This is a genomic window from Mesorhizobium sp. M0983 (assembly GCF_040318975.1).
Taxonomy (GTDB): domain Bacteria; phylum Pseudomonadota; class Alphaproteobacteria; order Rhizobiales; family Rhizobiaceae; genus Mesorhizobium.
In genome coordinates this window covers 200786-218482 of record NZ_JAMYNH010000002.1, presented here as the reverse complement: position 1 = coordinate 218482, position 17697 = coordinate 200786, and the positions used below count along the sequence as shown (strand labels likewise).

The window sequence follows — 17697 nt, the reverse complement described above, 5'->3', positions numbered from 1 at the left end:
TGTCAGACAACCCCGGTCGGGCCAGTTGGAACGGACATGAATGTTCTCGACCATTGAATACACCGACAGTCATTTTGACGGGGTTGATACGCTTTGGCGGGACGCATTCCCCGATGACAGCCCTTGGAACGCGGCTCATATTTCGATCCCCGAGAAGCTGAGATACCAGCCGAACCTCTTTTTGGTTGTGCTTGAATCTGGCCGGGTCGTCGGTTCGATCATGGCTGGATATGATGGCCACCGGGGCTGGATTTCCCGGATCGCCGTCCTGCAATCCCATCGCCACAAGGGGATCGGAGAGGCCCTCATCCAGGAAGCCGAAAAACGGCTCGCCGCCCTTGGCTGCGTAAAGATCAACCTCCAAGTTGTCGCTTCCAACTCAGCGGTCCTCGGGTTCTACCGCAAGTGCGGGTATGAGGTCGAGCAGCGCGTGAGCATGAGCAAACTGCTCTCCAAGGCCTGAGCTGGCACGGACGGCGATGGTAAAGGCGTTGCGGATCAGGCTGGCGGGTGGCTGCCGGGATGGCCAAGGCCGATAAAGGCATGGCGCTCGCTCACGGCATCAGCGGCGTCTGCATCATCTGCAAATGCAGGTCCTTGCCGGTCCAGGGATGCGCCTCGCAGACGGCTTCGTCGAGTTCGACACCGAGGCCTGGCTCCTTCGACGGGATGACGTTGCCGTCCTGCCATTCGATCTTCTTCTTCAGCAGCTTTTCGTGGAAGCCGCCCCACTGCTTCAGCGATTCCAGAATGAGGAAGTTGGGCAGCGTTACCGCGAGCTGGATGTTGGCGGCGCCGACGATCGGCCCGCAATAGCAGTGTGGCGCGACCTGGATGTGATAGGCTTCGGCCATGGCGGCGATCTTCTTGGTTTCGAGAATGCCGCCGGAGCGGCCGAGGTCGGGCTGCAGAATGGTCGCCGCACGGTTCTCGATAACGCGGGCAAATTCGAACTTCGTCGTCAGTCTTTCCCCTGTCGCGATCGGGATCGAAGTGCCGCGCGCCACTTGAGCCATGACCTCGGGCATGTCGGGCGGCACCGGCTCCTCGAACCACAGCGGATCATAGGGCTCGATGGCGCGAGCGAGGCGCAGCGCACCCGATGCGGTGAACTGGCCGTGCGTGCCGAACAGGATGTCGGCTCTTGTGCCGACCGCGTCGCGGATCGCCTTGACCATACGGGCGGAGAGATCGATGTCGACGAGGCGCGGCTGGTGGCCGTCGAAGGCTGTGTAGGGGCCAGCTGGGTCGAGCTTGACCGCGTTAAAACCCTGCTCGACATATTCGAGCGCGCAGGCGGCGGCCATATCGGGATCGTTGTAGACGTTCTTGCCGCGGGCGTCCTCGGTGTGGACGCTGCCGCTGTGCGGGTAGAGGTAGGTATAGGAACGCAGCGTTTCATGCACCTGGCCGCCGAGCAACTTGTAGACCGGCTTGCCGGCCTCTTTGCCGATAATGTCCCAGCAGGCGATTTCCAGCGCCGAGAAACAGCCCATGCCCGACACGTCGGGCCTCTGGGTGAAGCCGGACGAATAGGCGCGGCGGAAGAAGGTCTCGATATCGTGCGGGTCGCGGCCGATCAGATAACGCTCGGCCATGTCCTCGACCATTTTCGCCGTGACATGAGCCGAGAAGGTGGCGTTGTAGGCCTCGCCATAGCCGACGACGCCGCCATCGGTGGTGAGCTTGACGAAGATGAAATACTTGCCGCCGATGCCGGGCGGCGGATTGCCGACCACCCAGGTCTTGACGTCGGTGATTTTCATTTCTGATCCTCCAGAACCAGTTCGGCGCCCTTCCATCCGGTCATGATCGCGGCGGCGTTGGTGTTGCCGGTTATGTTGTCGGGAAAGATCGAGGCGTCGATAACGCGCAACGCCTCGAGGCCGTGTACCTTGAGGCGCGGATCGACGACGGCGTGCGCCGCGTCCGGCCCCATGCGGCAGGTCGAGACCGGGTGATAGACGGTGCCCGAGCGCTTCCTGAAATCCTGAATGAGATCCGCGTCGGAGGTGATCGAGGGACCGGGCAAAACCTCTTCCTCGATGATCTCGGCCATCGCCGGCATCGAGGCGATCTTCCTGACGAATTTCACCGCCGCCAGCATTTCAGCGACGTCCGCCTCGGTCGAAAAGGCATTGGCGACGATTTTGGGATAATCGCGCGGATTGGCGGAACGGATCATGATTTCGCCGCGGCTCGACGGACGGCAATTGGACAGCCCGATGGAAAAGCCCGGCCATGGATCGGGCGTCAGGATCGGGCGTTCGCCGCTCTTCGGAATGACGGTTGAAAACGCCTGGAAATAGAGCTGCATGTTGGGCCGTGCCGTGGCCGGATCGGTGCGAAAGAAGCCGCCGGCATTGTTCATCGACAGCGACAGCGGGCCCGAGCGCAAAAACACGTACTGCATGCCGACCAGCAGTTTGCCCCACCACGGGCGCAGGATCTGGTTGAGCGTCGGCAGCCTGCCCTTGAACGTGTAGTTGATGCCGACGTGGTCCTGCAGGTTTGCCCCGACATTCTCGTTGGCGTGAACGACGGGAATGCCGAGCGCGCCAAGAAGCGCCGACGGGCCGACACCGGAAAGCTGGAGAAGTTGAGGCGAATTGACCGAACCGCCCGACAGGATGATCTCGCGGCCGGCGCGGGCGGTTTTCGTCGCGCCATTCTGGAGATATTCGATGCCGACGGCGCGTTTGCCCTCGAACAGGATTTTTGTCGCCAGGGCGTTGATCTCGACGCGGACGTTTTTACGCTTCATCGCCGGGCGCAGGAAGGCGCGCGCCGCCGACATGCGGCGGCCGTTCCTGGTGGTGATCTGGTAGACGCCGGCGCCTTCCTGCGAGGCGCCGTTGAAATCCGGGTTGAGCGGCAGGCCGGCTTGGTTGGCGGCGGCGAGATAGCGCTTGGTGAGCGGATGGACGGAGGTCGAGCAGTCGGTGATATGCAGCGGCCCGCCGACGCCGCGCCATTGGTCGGCGCCGGCCTGGTTATCCTCCAGCGCCTTGAAGGCGGGCAGCAGGTCATCGAAGCCCCAGCCGGGATTGCCGGCCGCTGCCCAAGCGTCGAAATCCTCGCGCGCGCCCCTGATCCAGACCATGGCGTTGATCGAGCTCGAGCCGCCGAGCAGCTTGCCGCGCGGCCAGTGGTCGACATTGCCGGCCAGACCCGGATCCGGCTCGGCCTTGTAGTTCCAGTTGACCGCCGGGTCGAAGAAGGTCTTGCCGTAGCCGAGCGGCATCTGGACGTAGAAGCGACGGTCGCTGCCGCCGGCCTCGAGCACCAGCACCGAGAAGCGGCCGGAAGCCGACAGCCTTTCGGCCAGGACCGAGCCGGCCGAGCCGGAACCGACGATGATGAAGTCATAGGTTTGCATGGTGGCTGCGGCTGGCTCCGGAATTCGGCTCTAACCTAGGCTTGGGCGCGACGCGGCGTCGCCGGGTCTTCCGGCATCCGATGTGAAAAAAGCGACTGGTGATATTCGGTTTGAATGTCAGCCTGTCGCCTGCTGCCCGAGTTCAGTCGTGTTCGCGCCCATCCGGGTCGAACAGGGCCGCCACCTCATTGGCTTCTTCCAGCAGGAAGGTGAACACGCTCGTGTAGGACTTAATCGAACCGGACAGAGGATCATCACTCTCCCAGCGAAAGACCCTCCCGTCCGGATTCATGCCAATTAAATCGTCATTGTCCCCTAGCGCACCAATAAAGAGAACATCGTCTGGTGCATTGCCTGGTCGTCTCTTTATATTTGGTTCCAGTATGGAGAAGGGTTGTTGACCCGCCTCCACCAAATTCGTGCGTGACCAGCTACGTCGCAGCCCATAGACGCTTATATAATTCGCAAACAGACCTATCCCGTTGTGGAGCATGAGAAAGCAACGGAAATTATCTGGAAGTCGGCACGAAATTTCAGACTCCATCTGCCCAACTCCGACGGCGCCAAGCGGAGCATACAGCTGGTGCAAATATGCTTCAGGAGCCCGATCTGGCGTATGTCCGATCCACTCCGTTCCATCCGGATAGGTCTTCGTCCCAAGGCGTTTCCATTTATCGACTAGGGTTCGGAGCTCTCTGTATGCACGAGCGTCTTCATTGCTTGACCATTCTTCCTGCGAACGCATTGTCCCTAATAGCTCCATTTACCCACTTTTGACGGGTTCTAGGGTCTACCTTGTCAACCTGATCTATCACATCGAAAACAACGGGCGAACACCACAGAGTTGGTAATCACGCCCGACGGTGACTTTCGCGCCTACAACCTAAGGTCGCCAGCCAGTTCGTTCGGCCGGAGACGTGAGACTTGCCAAGCTGCGATCCGCTACCGAAGTCTAGTCTTGCTGTTGCAATGTCGGTGAGCCTCGCTACGGCTTTGATTAATCTGTTTGCGTTCAGTAATGTTCGCCGGTGACGCTCAACATTTACGATTGCCGTTGAAGAGGTTAGATGTTCTCCCGCTTGATCGAAAGATTTCGTCGGCAGCCAGACCTCCGTCGTGCGCCTCAGCGTGGTAAAGCGTTGGGCGACATTGCCGCTGGAGCATTGGAAGGCGGCTTGGCATCCGATTTTCAACGAGTAGGGGATTTGTTCTGGGTTGGCCGTCCAACAGATCACATACGCTATCTGCTGAAATTTCAGATGTTGAAAGGCATGACCTTCTCCGCCTGTTGGGGCGTCTCGATCGACTTTGTGCCACTTTTCAGAGGCGGAAGCCTCCGGTGGAAAAGGACGGCGAAGTCAGCGAATTTTGACCTTTGCATTGACCCGATAGATTCATCGGGCCGGATTCCCAACTGGTGCTCATTCTATAGTAGCGATAGCTCCTATCAGGTTGAACGCGCAGCTTTGGCGGCGCTCAATGCTGCCCAGCAGGACTGGTCCAGAATCACCGCACTAAAGGACGTTGCTGCTAGTTTCGAACGACGATCCAAGATGAAATTTCGACGTTTTTCGTTGGAAAACTATGTGCAAACAGACCTCGCCTGGGGCTTGGCCCTTGTTGCCGTTGGAGACGCGGGTCGGGGCCAGCATCACATCGATGCATTTTGTGAGCAATTTGCCGTTGCGCCGGAGACGACCATCCTCGCAAAAGCGAGAAGAGAAGCGGGCGCAATAGCGGCTGGATGACAACTTCAAGCTGCGATCACAGGCGATGATCGGCAATCTGCTTGAAATCATAGCGCATGATCGGGCGGGCCGGCGTTCTGCGAGCGACGACCCTGAACCCGGCGCGCGCGAAGGTGGAGGCATATCCGCTGCCGGAAGCGCTCGGCGATACGTCGGCGTCGAAAGGATAGGCTTCGAGCACAGGAGCATTTGCGCGCCTTGCGACTTCCAGTGCTTCCGCAATCAGCTGGAATGTTACGCCCCGCCTGCGGTATCGTTTTCGCACGTAGAGGCAGGACAAGGACCAGACCGGCGCATCATCCACACGCTTGAGCTGCCACAGCCGATCGAGCCAGGGCAGGGCATCTCGCGGTGTCACCTGACACCATCCGACAGCCGTATCGCCGTCGAAAGCAAGTACGCCTGGAGGCGGACCATGCTGGACGTCCTGCCGGAACGCGGCCTTGTTTTCCTCGCCGGGTCTCTTTCGGTAAGAACGACCGATCCGTCCGTGCATACACCAACAGCGACTGCAGACGGCGCTGTCACCGAACAGGTCCTCGAGCGCCGGCCACAGATCGGGCGTCAGTGGGCGAAAGCCAAGTTCCATGTCAGCCGTCATCCGCTACCTACCTTGCCCAGTCTAGCCTGAGCTACGTGTTAGTGCATCATAGGTTGCGGTCCATGCGGGGGATGTTCGAAAACGGGGTTTCACTCAGTGCTCCATCTCAGCGCAGAAAACCGAGCACGGCCTGCATGAATTCTACGGGGTACTCGACGTTCGACAAGTGAACCGCGGGCAGGACAACCAGTTTCGCGCCGGGCACCGTCGCCGCGATCAGCTCGCTATGGCTGGCGGCTGTCACAGTGTCGTGCCGGCCGGCGATTACCAGCGTTGGCCTGGAAATCAGCGCTATGGTTCGGCGAAGGTCCGCATCGCGAACCGCCGCGAACAAGCCAGCCAAGCCTTGCCGGTCGATAGCCAGCAGCATGGCGCGAAATTCTTCGATGACGGGCTCGTTGGCCGCCAGCATACGCGCAGGAAACCAGTTGCCCAGGAACATCTCGGCGGTTTCGGGCATATCCGGCGCCTGCAGCACGGCGGCAATCCGCTCGTCAAACTGCTTTGCCGGTCCGAGGTAGGATGAGGAGTTGCTCAGGATCAAGCGCTCGATCCGCTCGGGCGCGTGGATGCCGAGCCACTGCCCGACGAAGCCGCCCAACGACAGACCGAGGAAGTGTACGCGTTCAATGCCCAGGGCGTCGAGCAACTCGATCACGTCGCGGCCAAGCCGGTCGAGCGAATAAGCGCCGGCCGGAACGCTCGACCCTCCGTGGCCGCGAAAATCATAGCGCAGAACACGGAAATGCTTCGACAGCTCGTCGACCTGCATGTCCCACATCCGCAGCGTGGTGGCGATGGAATTCGACAGCACCAACACAGGCTGCCCGGCGTCGCCGTCGATGCGGTAGGCGATGCGCGTGCCATCGCCGACGGTCACGAAATCCAGCTCATTCATGGTGAATACACCTTCCTTTTGGAGCGTTGAACGTGGCAAAGCCTAGCGGCGGCACGCTTTTGATGATATTACAAAGATGGGATAATCTCTGTAATGTAAGCTGACATGGCCGAATTCACCTTGCACGACCTGCAATGCTTCGATGCCGTGGTCCGCTGCGGCGGCTTTCAGCCTGCGGCGGCCATGCTGCATCGCTCGCACCCGGCGGTGTTCGCAGCCGTTGCAAAGCTGGAGCGGCAACTCGACCTCGTTCTCTTGGATCGCAGCGGCTATCGCGTGCGCCCCACCGAGGCAGGGCTGTCGTTCCATCGCAGGGCACAATCGCTGCTGCGCGAGCTCGAGGGCTTGCGGCTTCATGCTGCTCAGCTGTCAATGGGCGAAGAAAGCGAGATCCATGTGGTGATCGGCGACCTTTGCCCGCGCCCGCAGGCACTGGGCATGCTCGGACGGTTCTTCGCCCAGTGTCCGGGCACACGCCTGCACCTGCATTTCGAGGCGGTGGGCGGCCCGTGGGAGCGCCTCTTCGATGACGAAGCCGATTTGATCCTGCACTGGATCGACAAGAGCGATCCGCGGGTGGAATGGATCGATCTGTGCAAGGTGCCATTCGTTCCCGTGGTGGCTTCGGGCTTTCTGCCGGAGCGCATCAAGCACCCCATCACGCCGGATCAGATGCACGCGTTCACCCAATGTGTCATGCGCGACACGGCCCGCCATTCACCGCGACAAGACTACTTCATGATCGAGGGTGCGCCTCAATGCATGGTGGCCGATCAGGGCATGAAGAAGGAAATCATCCTGCAAGGCCTCGGATGGGGCCACATGCCCCGCTTCCTGATCGAGGAAGAACTGCGCGACGGACGCCTGCAATCCATTGCCGGTCGTCATCTGCCAGGCCGCACCGAGGAGTTGGTGGTGGCGCGCCGCCGCGACCGGCCGCACGGGCCGATCTCGAACCGTCTGTGGGATTATATCGAGCAAGAGGCGCCGACGTTGGGGGCGGTTCCGGTAGAGGGCGAAATGACACCTAAGCGGCCATGACAAGTTTCACACGACTGGGATTTTAGCCGGTTTCGCCACACAACAGTCGCTGGACAAACACCTTGCAGACGGCAGGGTGCGACCCTTCCCGGTCCTCGGCGGCGGACGCGATGAACGGCTCGATTGAGCCCGAAACGAACTTCTGCCATGTCGGTAACCTGCCGCCACCTCCTCAGCAAGATATGTGCTATTCTGAGGATATGCCCGCGCCCTCCGACCGATCACCCGACAAGTCGCCGGAAGACGGTGCAGTTGCATCGGATCCGTATGCGGAGCTAGCCAATCGCGGAGATTGGTCCAGGCTTCACCGCGAACTGTCAGACAGAGGCCGCCGCAGTGAACTTGGCGGCGCCGAGCTCCAGCGCCTCGGGGAAGCCGCCTACATGCTTGGGCGCGAGGAGGAATTCGTTCGGGACTACGAGAGGGCTTTCGAAGAGCATCTCCGGAACGGACGCGAACGATCCGCAGCGCGTTGCGGCTTCTGGATCGGGCTCACCCTGATGTTTCGCGGCGAATTCGCCCAAGGCAGCGGATGGCTGACCCGCGCCAACCGGTTGGTCGCGGATCATGCGCCGGAATGTGCAGAACAAGGTTACCTTCAGCTCCCAATGGTCGAACAATGCCTCGCCGCCGACAGTCCGGACGAAGCATTCACCCACGCAACACGTGCCGCGGAGATCGGACAGCGCTGCGAAGATCCGGACCTCTTGGCTATCGCGCGCCACCTTCAGGGTCGGATATTGATCGTGCGCGGCGACTGTGCGAGGCTTCGAACTGCTGGACGAAGCGATGGTTTCGGTCACCTCGGGCCGGCTCTCACCGATCGTTACCGGGCTGGTCTACTGCAGCGTGATCGAGATCTGTCAGAAATTTCATGCCACGAGCCGGGCGAGGGAATGGACATCGGCGCTGATCGGATGGTGCGCGGGACAGCCCGACATCGTTGCCTTCACCGGCCGATGCCTGATCCACCGGGCCGAAATCCTGATCCTCGACGGCCACTGGGACGAGGCCGGCCGCGAGGCCAGTGTCGCCAGCATCCGCCTTCAGCAGGGGCCCTCGAAGCACCACGCCGGTCCGGCATTCTACCAGAAGGGCGAGGTCTTTCGCCTCCGCGGCCAATGGGACGAGGCCGATGCCGCCTATCGCGCAGCGAGCAGGCTCGGGTTCGATCCGCAGCCGGGGCTGGCGCTTATGCGATTGCAGCAGGGGCACGAGCAGCCGGCCCTTTCGGCGATCCGCCGCGCACTGCAGTCGGTCGATGACATTCCGGGCAAACTCCGCCTCTTGCCGGCTGCGGTGGAAATCACTCTCGCTGTCGGTTCGGCCGATGACGCCTGGGAACTGTGCGAAACACTGCGCGACTGCGCGCGCCAATATTCCGCGGATGCAGTCCGCGCCGCAGCCGCCGAGGCTACCGCGCGGGTGCTGATCCATGCTGGTCGAGCCGCGGAGGCATTGGCCCATATCCGGCGCGCAGTGGAGATCCTCTGGGACCTTCGGGCGCCCTATCATCTTGCCCGGATGCGGGTGCTGACAGCGCGGGCCTGTCTCGCAACCGGCGATACTGAAGCGGCGCAGACCGAACTGGACGAAGCGATAAGACTTTTCCGCGAGCTCGGCGCGCGCCCCGACGAAGCCGTTGCCGGCAAGCTGCGGGCTATCATGACGGCGACAGGCAGCGAAGTTCTCACCCTCAGACAGACGCAGGTTCTGCGCCTGATCGCGTCAGGCCTGACCAACCCGGAAATTGCCGGCGAGCTCGGTCTGAGCCAGCGGACGGTAGACCGTCACGTTAGCGATATCCTGACGCGGCTGAACGTGCGCACGCGCGCGGCAGCCACGGCCTTTGCGGTCGAGCACGGCCTGATCGGCATGGGCGTATCTGGGTAATCCTACCCAAGCCAAAATTTCTCGCTGCGTGGGTATTTACGCCGAAGCGGGCAACCGTGACGCGGGTCTAAACTTCATGGCGTGGTAAAGGCCACAGGAGGTTTTCCCGATGCAAACGAATAATAACAGCATGAGCGGGCCGGGCGGTGTCTGGCTCGCCACCGGAACGCTGCTGCTGGCGGCTGCGCTCGTCTTTCACGGGCCACCGGACGCGGATTTGTCTGTTCAGATGCAGAATATCGCCGAGGGCCATGGGCGATGGGCTATGGTCCATTGGACGGCGGCAGCGGCGCTGTTCCTGATCGCCGGCGCTTCGTTCCTGAACCTGGCGCTCAACCCCCGGGTCCGGCATTCGCCGATGCTGAGTTCCGCCTGGATGGTGATGGCTCTCGGCGCCCTGACCACGTTCTCCACCGCAGTCGCCGAGGCATCGGTGGTCGCGGTCGTGGCCGACCGGGGTGACACCAACGCCTTCATGACCTGGTGGGCGTTTTCCGGCGGCATGGGTAACGGATTCTGGGCGCTGGCCTTGGCGACAGCGCTTGTCGCGTATCACGACGCCCGCGATAACGTCGGGATACTGCCCCGATGGGCCGCGATCGTCGGCTCGGCGTTCGGTATCCTTTCGGCAACCGGGTGGACACTCGGTGAGCAGCTCGGGATCGGCATCGGGGGTCCGATCTGGCTGGTTTCCTCGCTTCTCATGTGCCTGTGGCTCGCGTGGTACGGGCTGTCCTCAAGCAGCGTCCGGTCGGGGCAAGCCACGGCGTAAAGCGCCTGATCCAGCATCATCTTGAGACAGGAGGAAAAAATGTCCCTTCAAACGAAGGAAATCGAGGCGACGATCCACGACATCCACGAATTCTTCACCGACTGGGTGGCGGGCCGATGCCCTGGCGACGACGCGACGTTCAAGAAGAACGCGCTCGACCGGATCAGCGACGATCTGGTCGCCATCATGCCAGGCGGCAGGGCGTTCGGGAAAAAAGACTTCGCAGGTTACATGAAGAGCATCTACGGATCGAATCCGGCCTTCTGTATCAAAATACGCGACATCCGGATCAGCCATCAAAGCGCCGACCTGGCGGTCGTGAACTACCACGAATGGCAACGCGACGCGAAGGACTCCGATGAACCGAACAATGGCCGGGTCACGACGATGGTGGTCCGCGATCGCGGCTACAGCCGCGGGCCCGAGATCTTGCAGGTTCATGAAACCTGGCTCCCAGCCGATGTCGTTCAGTCCGCGGATTTCGCGTTCTGAAAAGCGTCGGTCCGAAACGGGCAGGGAAAGGAATTGCGCTGGCGGGACCATCGGCTCTGCCGCCGTCATGGAGCCAGAACTTTGCTTCTTTTCAGCCCGAATTGATCCACATTCAACGTCCAGCTAGTCCAGCAATCCGGCCATTCCTTGCGTTCGCGTGGAGCGTCCGGCCGTCATCTGCCAGGCCGTACCGAGGAGTTCGCGGTGGCGCGCCGCCGCGACCGGCCGCACGGGCCGATCTCCAACCGTCTGTGGGATCATATCGAGCAAGAGGCGCCGACGTTGCGTCGAGCGCTCGAGCCTCGGAAGCCTGTCCAGTAGGCAAAGCCGGGGCTCGGCCAGGCCGTTCAGCGGACGGCCAAACGAGCGGCCTTACCCGCCTAAATTGATTGCTGCATAATTTGCAGCAGTGAACTGCATCCCGTCGCTATTCCAGCTGCTTGTGAGGCGCATTATTGATGTCGCAAGGAGTTCGCCATGACCCGCGCCGACCCCGCTCGAAGAGTGGTCCGAGGGGTCGGCATCTGCCCTGGCGGCGACCCCGTAGCCTGCGACTAGTTTCATCTGCACATTCGAAGGACAAGACCATGAATATCGACCGTCGAACGTTCGGCCTTGGCGCCTTTAGTGCCAGCGCCCTGCTACTTTCCCCTATCAACCTCTTTGCGAGCAACGCTGCGGCTATCGCCGCCCCGTCTCCGGCTTCGCTTGCGAGCGCCCACAGGTTTATGCTCGGCGACCTCGAGATTACTGCGCTGAGCGACGACTACCTCAATCTTGGCCTCGAACTCTTCCCTTCCGCCGATCCGGCTGCCGCTGAAGCGCTCCTGGCAAAGGCATTCCTGCCAAAGGCACTCCCGACCTCGGTCAACGCTTACCTTGTCACCAGGGGCGACAGGCGGGTGCTGATCGATACCGGCACGGCATCGGCGATGGGGCCTATACTGGGACATATACCTGAGGCGCTCGCAGCCGCCGGCGTCAGGCCGGAAGAAATCGACACGGTAATCATCACCCACCTCCATCCCGACCATGCCAACGGCCTTGTCGGGATTGGCGGCAAGGCCGCCTTCCCGGCAGCGGAGGTCGTGGTTGCCGCGCCGGAATTCGCTTTCTGGCACGATGACGGGATCCTATCCAAGGCGCCCGACCAGATGAAGCCGTACTTCGAAATAGCGCGCAAATCGCTGGTGCCTTACGATGGCAAAGTCAGGAAGATCGAAGGCGAGGTCGAGATCGCGCCCGGAATCAGGGCATTGCCTGCGCCCGGACATACGCCGGGGCATCTCGCGCTTCGGATTGGCTCTGGTGATGCCAACCTGCTGCTCTTCACTGACGTAATCCACGCCTCCGCGCTGCAATTTGCGCATCCGGAATGGGCAATCGCCTTCGACGTGGACCAGGAGGCCGCAATCGCCACACGCAAGAAGGTGCTCGACATGGTGTCAGCGGATGGCCTGCTCGTCGCAGGCATGCACCTGCCCTTCCCAGGCATCGGTCATGTGATCCGCGAAGGCAACGCCTACGCCTACGTCCCGACGCCGTGGCCCGCTTTGTAAAGCGCACCTATTGGTAAGCGCTCGGGCGCGCCAGCTTTCTCACCTCGGCCATAGAGTGCATCGCCGAACGTCAGGCCGCGACACTATTCAGTGGCGTTGACCTGTCCGTGCCATGACGATACGGGATCGGACGATCGGCTTCGAGAGGATTGGCCAAATGGTGCATTACGCGGACGGGCGGCCGATCGGCGATCTGACGCTCAGGACGCTGGCCATGCCTTCCGATGCCAATGCGGCGGGCGATATCTTTGGCGGCTGGGTGATGGCGCAGATGGATCTCGCCTGCGGCATCCGCGCCGCCGAGCGCGCCAAGGGCCGCGTGGTGACGGCGGCGGTGAAGGAAATGTCCTTCGCCAAGCCGATGAAGATCGGCGACACGCTGTGCATCTATACGCATGTCGAACGGGTCGGCCGCACCTCGATGACGCTCAAGGTCGAGGCCTGGGCGCAGCGCTATCTCTCCGACCTGATGGAGAAGGTCACCCATGCCGACTTCGTCATGGTGGCGCTGGACGGCGAAGGCAAGCCGAAGGCGGTTCCGGCGGAAGGCTGACCGGCCTGATTCCAGAAGACGAACTTAAACAGCCGTCTCTCCCGCGCGGGGGATGCGGGCAGCGATCCGGCGTGGTCTTTGACCAACGGGTTCCCGCATGCGCGCCTGCAGCGCGAGCGACGGGATCTTGGGAGGAAAGACAATGCGTCAACACATGCTGAACGCTGCCCTGGCCGGTGCGTTTGCAGCCTTGCTCTGCCTGTCGTCCGCAAGCGCTTTTGCCGAGGTCAAAAAAGGCGATCCAGGCGCCACCTGCACGTCGGAAAACCGCACCATCAACGGGCAGGCGGCCAAGTGCGAGATCTGCTCGGCGACGAAATGCGACACCAGCGGTACGACGGTGAGCAATTGCCGGAAGGAGACGACCACGACCTGCACGATTGGCGGCAAGGTGGTCAGTCCCAACCCGAAATGGAACCGGATCGAGAAGCTGCCGAAGAGCAAGATGCAATTACAGCAGTAGGGCTCATCCGGAGGATCCCCGTCAGGTTCAAACCCTTGCAGCGCAAGGGCTCAGCTGTGCATGGCGTCGAATTTTTCGCGCGCGACCTTGACACGCTCGGTGTTCTTGCGCGCCCATTCGCCGAGTGCACCGACCGGCACCAGAAGCTCGTAGCCAAGGTCGGTCAATTCGTAGTCGACCCGCGGCGGGATGGTCGCGAACACGGTGCGCGTGACGAAGCCGTCGCGCTCGAGCCCGCGCAAAGTGGTGGTCAGCATCTTCTGTGAAATGCCGCCGACCGCGCTGCGCAGCTCGTTGAAACGCAGCGGCCCGTCGCCGAGCTTGCCGACGACGAGCACGGTCCATTTGTCGCCGACGCGCTGCAGGATTTCCGAGATGGCGCGGCAGTCCTCGGTGCGGTGCGGGTGCCTTGGTAACAAAAAAGTGCCTCCTTGCACATTGAGCGGCCAGTTACTCATATAGCGCAGGTATCTAAACGATACCAGTATTCCTGTAAGGAGAGCCCCTCTATGTCAAAACCCAAAATCGCCATCGTCATTGGTTCGACCCGCGCCGCGCGCTTTGCCGACGTCCCGGCCCAATGGATTGCCAAGATCGCCAGGTCGCATGCCGACATCGATGTCGAAGTCGTCGACCTGCGCGATTTCCCGCTGCCGTTCTTCGATGAGGTCGCATCCTCCGCCTGGGCGCCGTCGCAGAACGAAGTGGCGCAGCGCTGGCAAAAGAAGGTCGCCGGATTCGACGGCTTCATCTTCACCGCCGCCGAATACAATCATGGCCCGACGGCCGTGCTGAAGAACGCCATCGACTACGCCGCCAACGAGTGGAACAAGAAGGCGGCCGGCTTCGTCGGCTATGGCAGCGTTGGTGGCGCGCGTGCGGTCGAGCAGCTGAGGCTGCATGCGGTCGAGTTGCAGATGGCGCCGGTGAAGTCCGCCGTCCACATCGCCTGGGCCGATTTCCTTGCCGTCAAGCAAGGTGAGAAGAAGCTCGATGAATTCGAGCACCTCAACCAGGCGGCAACCGCGCTCGTCAACGACATTGCATGGTGGGCCAGGGTACTGAAGACGGCGCGTCAGGCCGATGCCGTCGCCGAGGAAGTCAAGGCGGCCTGAGCGCAGGTTCGAACAATCCTCCCAAGGATTAATTCTCCCAAGGATTCAGGGCGGCGCATGCGCCGCCCGTTTTTTTCAGACGGCATGCGCGTCCTGCGCTTGCCTTGGCCTGATGATGCAATCGGCAAGGCGGTCCATCTCATTCAACTCGTCGGCGTGGTGCTGACCCCACTGGCAAAGTGCCAGCAGGATGGGCTCGAGGCTGAGGCCGAGCCGCGTCGCCGAATATTCCACGCGCGAGGGGATCTCGGCAAAGATCTCGCGGCGAACGAGGCCGTGCTCTTCCATGTCGCGAAGCTGCTGGATCAGCACTTTCTGCGTGATATTGGGCATCAATCCTTGCAGCGCCGACAGCCGCCGCGGCCCGTCGAAGAGATGGTAGAGGATGATCGCCTTCCAGCGGCCCGAAATCACTTTCAGCGCGCGCTCGGCCGGCAGCATCGGCAGTCTCTTGATCAGCTTGGCCATGGTCACCTCCCGGTCAGCGGCGGACAAATCGGTGTGTGGTCGAAGCCAGGCAGATAGTGGCAAACAGCGGCCGATGCCAATAACGATCGGTGCATGTGATGAGAGCCATTCAACTGAACCGTTTCGGCGACCCTGACGTTCTCGAAATGGTTGAGGTGCCGAAGCCCGAGCCGCAAGCCGGCGAGGTCCTGGTCCGCGTTCGTGCGGCCGGGGTGAATTTCTTCGAAGTGCTGATGCGCGCAGATCGCTACGCGGTGACGCCGCAACTGCCGATGATCCTTGGCGTCGAGGCCGCCGGGATCGTGGAGGCGCTCGGGCATGGGGTGGATGCTTCCTTGCTCGGCACGCGCGTCGCCGCGCCGTTGTTCGCCTCGGGCCGCCCGTTAGGCGGCTATGCCGATTATGTGACGATTGACGCAAGCCTGGCCGTGCCCTTGCCGGATGCGCTCTCGTTCGAAGCCTCGACGGCATTGATGGTGCAAGGACTGACGGCGTTGCATCTGTCGCGGCAAAGCCCGCCGGCCGGCAAATCGGTGCTGGTCGCCGCTGCCGCGGGCGGCGTCGGTTCGTTGCTTGTCCAGCTTGCGAAGCGGGCAAGGGCGAGCAATGTCATCGCGGCTGCCGGCAGCAAGGCCAAGCTCAATCTTGCTTTGTCGCTGGGGGCCGACGTTGCCGTCGACTACAGCAAAACGGACTGGCCAGAGCGCGTCCGGGCAGCGGCCGGCGGCGCCGGCGTCGACATAATCTACGACATTGTCGGCGGCCCGCTGGCCGCGGTTGCGCTGGAGGCTCTAGCACCTCGCGGAGAGCTGGTGTTTGCCGCACTTGGCAGATACGCGCTCGGCGGCCCGGAGATGGAGGCGATGATCGGCCGCAACCAGTCGCTGAGAGGTTTTGCACTGCTGCCGCTGCTCTCTCCAGACGTGCTCCGTGACGACCTGTCGGGGCTCTTCAATCTGGCGGCAAGTGGTGAGCTTAAAGTGACCAACGGCGGTCGCTTCCCGCTCGACCAGGCCAGTCAGGCGCATCGCCTGCTGGAGGAGCGCGGCGCGACCGGCAAGGTCGTCTTGATACCCTAGTAGTGCTCGGCAAGGAGCCGGGGATCCGGGCTTGTGCCGTTCCGGCCGTCAGCGAACCCGATAGAACGGATTTGGCAACAGGAACAGCTTCTCGGCATGCCCCCCGAACAAGTCGGATGGCTGGTCGCCGACATTGGCAATTATCGTGTAGCCGGCCTTTTCGATTTCGGCTCTTATGGGTGCCTTGAAATCTGCGGCGGAACCATATTTGGCTCCAGGCTGGACCATGTAAAGTTGCTCATAGCCGGCATAGCCCGCCGACTGCAGGTTCTGTTCAGTTGCCTGACGCTGGTCCTCCGGACGTCCGGTGATGAAGAATACCGCGACTTTCGCCGTTCGCGCCTGCCGGAAGACCTCCAGCACCGGGTCAATGGCCGGATCCTTCGCAAGCTGGTCCCAGGCGGCCCAGCCACAGGGACCGTCGATTGCGATGTCGCAGGCGCCGCTGATCGGGCGGCCGAAATTGTCACGTGTGATCACTTCCCAGTTGGCCAAAGCGGTCTCGTCGATGTCGAGCACCAGTGCGGGGCGAGGCACCTCCGTCGCGCGCTTGACGACCCAGTCGCCGGCCTGCTTCGCCACTGCGGCAAGGTCGCGATCATAGTCGCCGGAATCATGATAATTGGCAGCCGCCAGCATCCCATCGCCGACATTGGCTGGCTGGGACGGGCTTGTGAGAAGGAGCGAGTCGGAACGTGCCGGCACAGGAACATTTGTGCCGATCATCAGCACGATTGCCCCGACACGCGCAATTCTATTCCAACCAATCGCCCGCATCACGAGACTTTGCGGTCACAAGAAGTCCGCTGTCAAGCGAGACCGAACAGACGACCGTACCCCCCGGTTGAATTGTGACACGCTTTCGTAACCGACCGCGAACGCCGCGCTGCTCGCGGTCTTTCCCTCCGACAGGAGACGCACCGCCGAAATCTCCGGCGCAAGTGCGTCACCCCAGGTCGTAGCCAACACGGCCTTGACCGTGCCCTACGCCGCCTGAACGATCTCGACCAGTTCAACGTCGAACACCAGATCCCGCCCGGCCAACGGATGATTGCCGTCGAGCTTGACGCTGGCGTCGTCCACGCCGACGACTGTTACCGGCATGGGGCGCCCTTCTGGGGTTCTGACCTGCAATCGAGTGCCGATATCGACGTTGATGTTGTCTGGTACGCGGGCGCGGTCAACGGTCATCACCGCTTCGGGGCGGTGGGGGCCATAGGCGGCCTCGGCGGGAACAGTCACGGTGCTTTTCGCGCCCACCTCCATGCCCTCGACATGGGTTTCAAGACCGGGGATCACTTGTCCTTCACCTAGCGTGAATTGCAGCGGTTCGCTGCCGGAAGAATCGAATTGGGTGCCGTCTGCCAGGCGTCCATTGTAATTGATGCGCACGGTGTCGCCATTCTTGGCCTGTGTCATGATAGCCATCCTTTGAAAGTTTCGAGGGGCCGGCCAAAGCTCACGGTCCCGTCCTCGATCATCCACGCACTCGGTGCGCGGCGCGAAACGCTAAAACTAGGGACCTGGCTGCCGATGTAAACCCCGATTGAGCTACGCCGGTATGACGCCGCCGGCGCTCGCCGCCTTCGGCAGGAGTGCGCCGGACTAGCGGTCATGCCGCCTCAACCCATTCAGG

The 17697-nt window shown here is 61.9% G+C and carries 21 protein-coding genes and 1 pseudogene; 11 read left to right on the top strand and 11 right to left on the bottom strand.

What is annotated here, in order from left to right:
* Positions 1-40 precede the first annotated feature (40 nt).
* Positions 41-463, top strand: a complete 423-nt coding sequence (locus NKH71_RS04640; protein WP_023719155.1) for a GNAT family acetyltransferase — start codon at positions 41-43, stop codon at positions 461-463.
* Between the two features lie 91 nt (positions 464-554).
* Here the strand turns inward: NKH71_RS04640 and NKH71_RS04635 are convergent, their stop codons facing one another.
* From NKH71_RS04635 to NKH71_RS04625, 3 genes are all read right to left on the bottom strand, one after another.
* Entirely contained in the window at positions 555-1766 is a 1212-nt protein-coding gene (locus tag NKH71_RS04635) for a mandelate racemase/muconate lactonizing enzyme family protein (RefSeq protein ID WP_023719154.1), read from the bottom strand.
* Positions 1763-3379 carry a GMC family oxidoreductase gene (locus tag NKH71_RS04630; RefSeq protein ID WP_023719153.1) on the bottom strand — a complete coding sequence of 539 codons (1617 nt, stop codon included), beginning with the start codon at positions 3377-3379 and terminating at the stop codon, positions 1763-1765. Before NKH71_RS04630 ends, NKH71_RS04635 begins: the two co-directional genes overlap by 4 nt.
* A gap of 142 nt (positions 3380-3521) precedes the next feature.
* Positions 3522-4124 carry an SMI1/KNR4 family protein gene (locus tag NKH71_RS04625; protein WP_352483111.1) on the bottom strand — a complete coding sequence of 201 codons (603 nt, stop codon included), beginning with the start codon at positions 4122-4124 and terminating at the stop codon, positions 3522-3524.
* A 322-nt stretch (positions 4125-4446) separates the two neighbouring features.
* Here NKH71_RS04625 and NKH71_RS04620 point away from each other — a divergent pair, with 322 nt between their 5' ends.
* Complete coding sequence (locus NKH71_RS04620; RefSeq protein WP_023719152.1) at positions 4447-5127, top strand: hypothetical protein; 681 nt, start codon at positions 4447-4449, stop codon at positions 5125-5127.
* Positions 5128-5143: 16 nt separating this feature from the next.
* Here the strand turns inward: NKH71_RS04620 and NKH71_RS04615 are convergent, their stop codons facing one another.
* Complete coding sequence (locus tag NKH71_RS04615; protein ID WP_023719151.1) at positions 5144-5716, bottom strand: GNAT family N-acetyltransferase; 573 nt, start codon at positions 5714-5716, stop codon at positions 5144-5146.
* Between the two features lie 118 nt (positions 5717-5834).
* Positions 5835-6626 (bottom strand): alpha/beta fold hydrolase, encoded by a 792-nt coding sequence (locus tag NKH71_RS04610; RefSeq protein WP_023719150.1) that lies wholly within the window; start codon positions 6624-6626, stop codon positions 5835-5837.
* 105 nt (positions 6627-6731) lie between these two features.
* On the opposite strand from NKH71_RS04610, the gene NKH71_RS04605 reads away from it, so the two are divergent.
* Positions 6732-7667, top strand: coding sequence for a LysR family transcriptional regulator (locus NKH71_RS04605; RefSeq protein ID WP_023719149.1), 936 nt, complete (start codon positions 6732-6734; stop codon positions 7665-7667).
* Between the two features lie 317 nt (positions 7668-7984).
* On the opposite strand, the gene NKH71_RS04600 is transcribed toward NKH71_RS04605, so the two are convergent.
* Positions 7985-8470 (bottom strand): hypothetical protein, encoded by a 486-nt coding sequence (locus NKH71_RS04600; RefSeq protein ID WP_352894558.1) that lies wholly within the window; start codon positions 8468-8470, stop codon positions 7985-7987.
* On the opposite strand from NKH71_RS04600, the gene NKH71_RS04595 reads away from it, so the two are divergent.
* The 6 genes from NKH71_RS04595 to NKH71_RS04565 all read left to right on the top strand — a co-directional run bounded on the left by NKH71_RS04595 (position 8457) and on the right by NKH71_RS04565 (position 13399).
* A complete protein-coding gene (locus NKH71_RS04595) occupies positions 8457-9560 on the top strand; it encodes a LuxR C-terminal-related transcriptional regulator (protein WP_352894556.1) in 1104 nt (367 codons plus the stop codon). The two genes, NKH71_RS04600 and NKH71_RS04595, sit on opposite strands and share 14 nt — an antisense overlap.
* A 130-nt stretch (positions 9561-9690) precedes the next feature.
* The gene (locus NKH71_RS04590) at positions 9691-10332 is read left to right on the top strand and encodes a hypothetical protein (protein ID WP_023719147.1); all 642 of its coding nucleotides are present in this window, start codon (positions 9691-9693) and stop codon (positions 10330-10332) included.
* Positions 10333-10371: 39 nt separating this feature from the next.
* Positions 10372-10824, top strand: coding sequence for a nuclear transport factor 2 family protein (locus tag NKH71_RS04585; protein ID WP_023719146.1), 453 nt, complete (start codon positions 10372-10374; stop codon positions 10822-10824).
* A gap of 587 nt (positions 10825-11411) precedes the next feature.
* Positions 11412-12383: an MBL fold metallo-hydrolase gene (locus NKH71_RS04575; RefSeq protein WP_352894554.1), complete on the top strand. Its 972-nt coding sequence runs from the start codon at positions 11412-11414 to the stop codon at positions 12381-12383.
* Between the two features lie 157 nt (positions 12384-12540).
* Positions 12541-12936 carry an acyl-CoA thioesterase gene (locus tag NKH71_RS04570; RefSeq protein ID WP_023678380.1) on the top strand — a complete coding sequence of 132 codons (396 nt, stop codon included), beginning with the start codon at positions 12541-12543 and terminating at the stop codon, positions 12934-12936.
* A 97-nt stretch (positions 12937-13033) separates the two neighbouring features.
* Entirely contained in the window at positions 13034-13399 is a 366-nt protein-coding gene (locus tag NKH71_RS04565) for a hypothetical protein (protein ID WP_245278591.1), read from the top strand.
* Positions 13400-13449: 50 nt separating this feature from the next.
* Here NKH71_RS04565 and NKH71_RS04560 read toward each other — a convergent pair whose 3' ends face one another.
* Positions 13450-13818: a winged helix-turn-helix transcriptional regulator gene (locus NKH71_RS04560; RefSeq protein WP_023719142.1), complete on the bottom strand. Its 369-nt coding sequence runs from the start codon at positions 13816-13818 to the stop codon at positions 13450-13452.
* A gap of 90 nt (positions 13819-13908) precedes the next feature.
* Between NKH71_RS04560 and NKH71_RS04555 the strand changes: the two genes are divergently transcribed.
* Positions 13909-14514: an NADPH-dependent FMN reductase gene (locus NKH71_RS04555; protein ID WP_023719141.1), complete on the top strand. Its 606-nt coding sequence runs from the start codon at positions 13909-13911 to the stop codon at positions 14512-14514.
* Between the two features lie 75 nt (positions 14515-14589).
* Here the strand turns inward: NKH71_RS04555 and NKH71_RS04550 are convergent, their stop codons facing one another.
* Positions 14590-14982, bottom strand: coding sequence for a winged helix-turn-helix transcriptional regulator (locus tag NKH71_RS04550; protein ID WP_352483120.1), 393 nt, complete (start codon positions 14980-14982; stop codon positions 14590-14592).
* Positions 14983-15080: 98 nt separating this feature from the next.
* Between NKH71_RS04550 and NKH71_RS04545 the strand changes: the two genes are divergently transcribed.
* Entirely contained in the window at positions 15081-16061 is a 981-nt protein-coding gene (locus NKH71_RS04545; RefSeq protein WP_352787722.1) for a quinone oxidoreductase family protein, read from the top strand.
* A gap of 48 nt (positions 16062-16109) precedes the next feature.
* Here NKH71_RS04545 and NKH71_RS04540 read toward each other — a convergent pair whose 3' ends face one another.
* The 3 genes and pseudogenes from NKH71_RS04540 to NKH71_RS04535 form a co-directional block, all read right to left on the bottom strand.
* The gene (locus NKH71_RS04540) at positions 16110-16787 is read right to left on the bottom strand and encodes an HAD family acid phosphatase (protein ID WP_352894551.1); all 678 of its coding nucleotides are present in this window, start codon (positions 16785-16787) and stop codon (positions 16110-16112) included.
* Between the two features lie 83 nt (positions 16788-16870).
* Positions 16871-16964: pseudogene (locus NKH71_RS33390) on the bottom strand (helix-turn-helix domain-containing protein); the annotation flags it as partial.
* Between the two features lie 81 nt (positions 16965-17045).
* Positions 17046-17480 carry an FKBP-type peptidyl-prolyl cis-trans isomerase gene (locus NKH71_RS04535; protein ID WP_352494904.1) on the bottom strand — a complete coding sequence of 145 codons (435 nt, stop codon included), beginning with the start codon at positions 17478-17480 and terminating at the stop codon, positions 17046-17048.
* Between the last annotated feature and the right edge of the window lie 217 nt (positions 17481-17697).